Raw genomic sequence first — 4,412 nt, 5'->3', positions numbered from 1 at the left:
AATCTTCCGCAGATCCCGATGCAGTCCAAACCGCATGACGTCAATCGCCAAAGCCGTCCTCACCCTGGAGCGGCAACGCTGAAGAAGCTCACTGAGCGTGCAGGTCGCCGGGCCCCTGCCACTGCGGCAGGGTTGTTTCGAAGCCGTAGTCCTTGGCGATCCGCTCAAGCTCGCTGGTCCACGGCTTGCCGGTGAGTATTTCGTTGAATGCCAGCATGGCGAAGTGGAAGATCCACAAGCAGAACAGCTGGCACGCGACCATCTCCTCATGGAGTGGTGCCTGGCTCATGTGGAAGGCGTCGCCCTCGGTCTTGAAGAACAGCTGAGCGCTGGTAGGCGTCGGATGCGTGAAGCGGGACTCGACCGTGTAGAAGCTCCACACGTTGGCCAGCGCGTACCCCTTGATCAGGTTGTCGATCTTGGCCAGCCGCTCATTGGGGTCTGGTGCGATCGTCTTCCTCACCGTCTCCACGGTGTGGGCCATGATCTTGTAGGCGTCCTTGTAGCGGTCCTTGGTGCCGTCGGCCTTCAGCGCCTTGGCAAGCTGGATCTGGTCGTTACCGAGCTTGCGGTTGTAGATGTCGCCTATTCGATCACCCTGGTCGACACACCACCGCAACGTGATCGCGTACTCCAGCGCGCTTCGCCGGTTGGGGGACGCGGCCCCACAGGCGCCGGCCTGGTGCAGGGTGAGCACCGCTCGGATTTGGTGCGCCACGTTGAAGAAGAGTCCCCAGCCGATGATTGCGGCCCGGTTCATGGGGTCGATGTTCTCGTGCAGGTCGCCGGTGATCAAGTTTTCGAGACGGATCAGGCCATCTCTCGGGTCTGGTTCAGCCACCGCGCCATCATGGCGAACCGAAGACCGTCGCCGCCACGAGTTTCCGGCAGACGTCGAGATTCTGGATCTCCTTGACGTCCCTGGTCGTACTCTGGAGACACCGGTTTTTACAGCTCACAAGAGTGGAGGCTGTCGTGGCATCAGGTGAGCAGCCTCAGGTTGCTAAGATCGCGATTTCTCCGCTGCCGATCGCCGCCCCTTTGTGCCGCAGGCTCGTCACTGACGCCCTTCGCAGGTGGGGTCTGGAAGAGCTGATTCACGATGCACAGGTTGTCGCCACGGAGTTGGTGACCAACGCCATCGCGACAAGCGCTCCGGCTGACAGCGACGTGACCCTGCGGCTCCGCAGGGACCGGGGCAGTCTCGTCATCGAGGTAGGTGATCAGGCTGAGGCGGTACCGGTTCTGCAACAGACGACCTTCTACGTCGAGTACGGACGCGCCTTGAGCGTCTTGGCCTCTCTGAGCACGTTCTGGGGCCTTCGGCAAGGCGCCGGCGGCAAAGGTCATGTGGGCGGAGCTGCCAGCTGCCGCCTGAGGGGGAGAGGGGGCGCGGCCAGCAGCGCCACTGGCGGATCACCCTGAGGCTTTATCCACCTCTCTCGCGCTGGGGCCCACGCCAGCTCGACCATGTTCGGGCTTTATCGGGCAGGGTGTCCTGCCCGTACGGCGGGCAAGCCTGCGGCCGACCTGCCTCCCAGCACGATACAGGCCACCGGCCAAAGCCTCAGGGCGGAGGTGCGTGAACGCCTCTACGGTAGCTCGTCGCGAAGGCGGGCTTCTAGAAAATGGCGAGTAGCCGCAGTGTCCGCTTGCAGCCGGGCTGATTCCCCTTCGTACGGATCACTTCTCCAGCTACATGGGCCCTTGCCAAACATCTTGCCATTTTCGGTTTCGATCGTGACCTCTTCCAACTCGACATGCTTGAAGAGCCGGCCAGCCCTACTTGCATGCTTCATGCAGCATGGAAGCCTTTTGCTCTGCAGTTTACAAACGGCGGGGTAGGGCCGACCCAGCAGTGCCAGCGAGGCACCCGCTTCAGCCGCGAACTGTCGCGTCACACCAATAAGCCGTGAGCCCGCAAGCGTTCTGTCGCCATATGGCGACGTTGCTCATCGGTCGGCTACGAGGCTTTACCCCAAGCCCGGGCAGTTAGGTCGCTGGGTGCGGTGTGAAGCGGTTTGGTGAAGTCGGGGTTGGCGAACGTGGCTCCGCGTAGGACGGGAGTCGACCAAGACACCGTTCCTGCAGGAGCCCCGTTGCATGTTCAGCCTGGCCGTCGGCCGAAGTGTCTCCCCCTGTCGGCCACCTTGGAGAGCTGACACAGATCGCCACGCCGCACCTGGTGGACGAAGTACTCGCCGTGACTCCACGGGTTCAGAAGCGCGTGCGCAAGCTGCCCTCTCGGGTGGTGGGGCACTCCTGCGGCCGACCTGGCTCCCAACACAATACAGGCCACCGGCCCAAAGCCTCAGGGCAGCAGGGGCGCGTCCCCTACGCTCGTCTTGCCCCAGGTGCGAGACGAGCTATCTCGCGAGATTATGAGGTACGTAGAAGTTGTACAGCGGCGGTTAGCCGATAATAGATCCACCGGGACGACCACCAAACCTATATATTTTCCGTTTCCACCAAAGGCGTTTTTCTCGCCATACCAGGATCGAATGCGGCTCTTTGGGGCGACTGAGGTTGATGAACTCCAAATCCCGCCCCCCTTTTTTGAATTCCACACCACTCCCCAAGTATGCGCGTCTGTTCGGTGAACCTTTCCTTTACGGTGATCGAGGGCGTATCTAGAGTCTAAGGGGATAGGTTTACTTGGGTCATTCGCATCAGTTCCTCTTCCATCCAGCTCTTTGGAATTCTATCTGGGATGGTTGTCAATAGGTATTTTGGGTAGGCCATCATGCGGCTTCGGTTTTGGCGCCTCAGTCGACTCCATGGCGAGGATACACACGGGGAGCAACTTACTTTCCAGCTCCTTGATAACCTAGCTGGTTGGCGATTGAGGGCGGTCGAAAGGATATCACTAACAAGTGCCCTTTGGTCGGAGAGGGAACGCGAAGTCCACGTCAAACCTCTTCGAGAGGTTGCTTCTATATCCAATGCCCTTCGCGACCAGTTCGGTACAAACTTGGATGCATCCGTACTCTTGCCTATCGGGGACTTCCCCAAGGTCTCTCAAGTCGATTTCTCTATCACTGTCGCCGGAGAGCAGGTCCACCGCATCTCAAGGGAATTTAACGGGCAGATTCAGGCGCGCTACTTTCGGCACCTGGCACAGCAAACACCCTTGTGCACATTGGGTACCAGACGCCTTGAGCCTTTGTTGGCCGCCATATTTACTTTCAACCCAGGAGTCCTGCGCGGCAAGCTTAACGATGAGTATCGCAAGCCCCTTCGGCACCCGCGGCAATGGAACGAGAGGATGAAGGGGGCTCTTGTTCCGGTACGCGCTTATGTCGAAAATGCTATCGACGTTGGGGTTCGCGATGCTGCGATGTTTGACCGGTGTGATCAAGTGGCCAGAGACATTGGAGGCTTGCTTGATCAGTACGTCCTTTCAACATCCGAAAGCGCTGCAGAGTATCCCCTTCTCGCCCTGCCTGAACTCTTTAGAGCGAACCCTGGTCTCACAGAAAGAGATGCGCTGCGTCTTCTGAAGAGGTTGCATCGACTGCTCGTCCGGGCAGACCAACGACGCCATTTTGATTCCCGTGCAGAAAGACTGTTGCATACCTACTTTAGCTACGGCCGGCGGTGGGAGGCCCTTGCTTGGTGCAAAATTCCCTTGAACGCTTCTTTCTTGATTGAGGTATACGAGAAGCGAGAGATCTTTTTTGACACTCCGGAAGAACCACTGAAGCGTCGCTTCTGGCTATGGAGACGGCTTTGCGATCGGCTAGTTCCCAAAGCAAGGCAGTATGTCGCTTTCGCTGACGCTAAGTCAAACCACGTAAATATTCGCGTCGACGACACCAGTGTTCAACTTGGGCGTCGCGGCACTTGTGTCCGAGACGAGCTGAATCGCGAAATTACATCACCACCTCAGGAGCCTGACGACGAGCACAAGACCCGGGAATACTACTCACGATATGACTCCAGAGCTGATCGCCTAAAGCCTGACAGTCGTCGACAACGGCTTTGGATCGAGTGTCGACTTCTGCCGACGTGGTTGCGACTCTTTACAGGGTGGGGCTTCATTGTAGCCACATGGTCGGCTATTTGCTTGATCGTGATGTATGGCTTTATCGGCCGCCCTCAACAACTCAACTCGGCCGATATTCTGACTATTCTCTTCCCGGTGACATTTGGGGCATCTCTACTTTTGGTTCAGGAGACCACAACGTTGGGGCGCCACATCAAGAGGGCGAAGCAGGGACTGCTCCTGTTCTTTCTTCTTTCCCTTTGGGGGTTGGTCTTTGTTCTATATGTCATGGGTAGAGTAAAAATTGGCTAGGTTTACCACTCGGCTTGTAACTGGACGGCACCCTCGCCGAGTGCGACCGGGTCGGCGACTCACGCGCGGACTACTCCCACAAGCACCGTCGGCACGGGGCGAACGGGCAGGTGGT

At 58.4% G+C, this 4,412-nt stretch carries 4 protein-coding genes and 2 pseudogenes; 5 read left to right on the top strand and 1 reads right to left on the bottom strand.

The window, feature by feature from the left end:
- A pseudogene (locus tag ABZ920_RS30385) lies at positions 1–82 on the top strand (IS5/IS1182 family transposase); the annotation flags it as partial.
- A gap of 6 nt (positions 83–88) precedes the next feature.
- Here the strand turns inward: ABZ920_RS30385 and ABZ920_RS30380 are convergent.
- The gene (locus tag ABZ920_RS30380) at positions 89–841 is read right to left on the bottom strand and encodes a DUF5677 domain-containing protein (protein ID WP_361512048.1); all 753 of its coding nucleotides are present in this window, start codon (positions 839–841) and stop codon (positions 89–91) included.
- 122 nt (positions 842–963) lie between these two features.
- On the opposite strand from ABZ920_RS30380, the gene ABZ920_RS30375 reads away from it, so the two are divergent.
- The 4 genes and pseudogenes from ABZ920_RS30375 to ABZ920_RS30360 form a co-directional block, all read left to right on the top strand.
- Positions 964–1,425, top strand: coding sequence for an ATP-binding protein (locus tag ABZ920_RS30375; protein ID WP_361512045.1), 462 nt, complete (start codon positions 964–966; stop codon positions 1,423–1,425).
- Positions 1,426–2,128: 703 nt separating this feature from the next.
- Positions 2,129–2,422 (top strand): transposase domain-containing protein, encoded by a 294-nt coding sequence (locus ABZ920_RS30370; RefSeq protein ID WP_361512042.1) that lies wholly within the window; start codon positions 2,129–2,131, stop codon positions 2,420–2,422.
- 549 nt (positions 2,423–2,971) lie between these two features.
- On the top strand, positions 2,972–4,297 hold the full coding sequence (locus ABZ920_RS30365) for a hypothetical protein (RefSeq protein WP_361512039.1): 1,326 nt from the start codon (positions 2,972–2,974) through the stop codon (positions 4,295–4,297).
- 14 nt (positions 4,298–4,311) lie between these two features.
- Positions 4,312–4,412 (top strand): annotated as a pseudogene (locus ABZ920_RS30360) (IS5/IS1182 family transposase); the annotation flags it as partial.

The sequence above is a fragment of the Streptomyces sp. NPDC046831 genome, from assembly GCF_040645305.1.
Classification (GTDB): Bacteria; Actinomycetota; Actinomycetes; order Streptomycetales; family Streptomycetaceae; genus Streptomyces.
The sequence above is the reverse complement of the archived record's forward strand: the minus strand, read 5'-3'. Positions and strand labels throughout refer to the sequence as shown.